The following is a 1690-nucleotide window of genomic DNA, read 5'->3' as shown; positions in this document are numbered from 1 at the left end:
CAAAGTTCTGATGCCGGTCGAAGTAAACTGTCCTGAATCACTCTTAAAAGCAATCGATTATTCTAAGTCGCAAAATGAAGAAGGAATTGTGCTTCGTAAGGGAAGTAGTATCTATGCTGGTGGTAGACCTAATAAAGAGGGTGATGTACTTAAAATCAAGAATACAAACTCAGCATCGGTGATTGTGATAGACCACACAAAGAATAAGCGTAGTGTTTCAATCGGCCTATACAATTCATCAAATCAGCTCGTAGATGTTGGTAAAGTCACTATCCCGCCGAACAAAGACATACCCATTATTGGTGCTGTGATTGAAGTGATTTATTTATACGTGAATGGTAAGCAGGGAGCGCTATATCAACCCGTTTTCAAATGTGATAGAAGTCACGAAATCACTATAAAAGAATGCTCAACTAGTCAGTTGGTTTATAAAAAAGAATCACTGAAGGTGGCTTAGTTGGATTGATTGAATTCGTCAACTTAAACAGGCTGTTTAGCCTGTTTAAGTAATTGATAAGGGAAGTGGAGTTTGGCGTATTTATGATGACGTAAGAATTGTTTCTAATTTTGATGACATCATAATTGAGTTCACGTCAATATCCCTGACACCGTAACAGAACTGATTAGTGGTTCTTGTTTCATGACGCCGTAATGGTTCGACCTACTGTTTACTTGTTACTTTTTTTGTTTTTATTTTCTCGTTTCTCTCGAACGAACACCATCAACTGCAATGTCTTAACGGTGAATCCAAGCATTGCGTAACATAGAAAAAAGGCGAACAAACTACTTACTGGGTTGACAAGGTCATAAAAAAGGATGTTGGTCAGGCAATGCATAACACATAAAAAACCTATTGTGTAAAACGTCGCTTTATATAGGCCGGATTTACTGACCCGAAGTATAGATACTTTGAGCTTTAGTGATGTTTTTTGCGCTGCATAATGTGAAAGTAAGATCATTACGACGAATAATGAACCCACTGCATTCTGACCAACTACGACACCAAATATCAGCAACAATGTATAAGCTGGAATAGCGCTATACATTAATACTTCATTATAGAAATGGCTAACATCCTTATCAGTCGTGATTTGTTCATTCATTGACTAAACGCCTATTATGAGTTTTAGGCTATTGTATTAATAATCTGTTTCGACTTGATAAATTGTGGGCAAATTATCAATGAGAGGGGGTGGTATAAGTTTAGAATAACCATTGCTCGTTGGCCTCATGTGTGTACCTTGAAATGCACTTAAGTGAAGCACCCTCTGAGCTCTCGTGATACCGACATAAAGTAAACGTCTTTCCTCTTCGAACATAATACTGTGATACTTGCTGCCACGGAGGGAAGCCTCTTGCTCTGCCTTAGCGGCAGGCATTTTTTTATTGGATATACCTACCAAAAACACAGTGTCTCCCTCTAGGCCTTTCGCACCATGTATCGTTACGAGTTTTACCTTTGCGTCTGAATCATTTTGAGATTTTTTTGAAAATGTGTTTAGGCGCTGTTTGAGATTACCTTTTAATCTGAGCAGGACCTGTTCCGTTCGCTTAATAGTGCCTCTGACCCTTTCTTTAATTGTTTCAATTTGCTGAAGGTTCTTTTTTTTTGATTCACAGTTTTTAAGAAGGTGTGGTGTTAAATATGCTGTGAATTCTCGTATAGCATCATCTTCAGAGCCTTTAGTGA

At 38.1% G+C, this 1690-nt stretch carries 3 protein-coding genes; 1 reads left to right on the top strand and 2 read right to left on the bottom strand.

Annotated elements, in window-relative coordinates:
- A partial coding sequence (locus BIZ39_RS21650; protein ID WP_222936750.1) for a hypothetical protein occupies window positions 1-457 on the top strand: 457 nt, incomplete at its 5' end.
- A 211-nt stretch (window positions 458-668) separates the two neighbouring features.
- On the opposite strand, the gene BIZ39_RS21645 is transcribed toward BIZ39_RS21650, so the two are convergent.
- Together BIZ39_RS21645 and BIZ39_RS21640 are read right to left on the bottom strand one after the other, a co-directional pair.
- The gene (locus BIZ39_RS21645) at window positions 669-1103 is read right to left on the bottom strand and encodes a hypothetical protein (protein ID WP_187448090.1); all 435 of its coding nucleotides are present in this window, start codon (window positions 1101-1103) and stop codon (window positions 669-671) included.
- Window positions 1104-1139: 36 nt separating this feature from the next.
- Window positions 1140-1690: 3'-5' exonuclease (locus BIZ39_RS21640; RefSeq protein WP_316248274.1), on the bottom strand; the 551-nt coding region annotated here is incomplete at its 5' end.

The sequence above is a fragment of the Alteromonas sp. BZK5 genome, from assembly GCF_014349115.1.
Taxonomy (GTDB): Bacteria; Pseudomonadota; Gammaproteobacteria; order Enterobacterales; family Alteromonadaceae; genus Alteromonas; species Alteromonas macleodii.
This window is presented reverse-complemented; position numbering and strand designations above follow the sequence as displayed.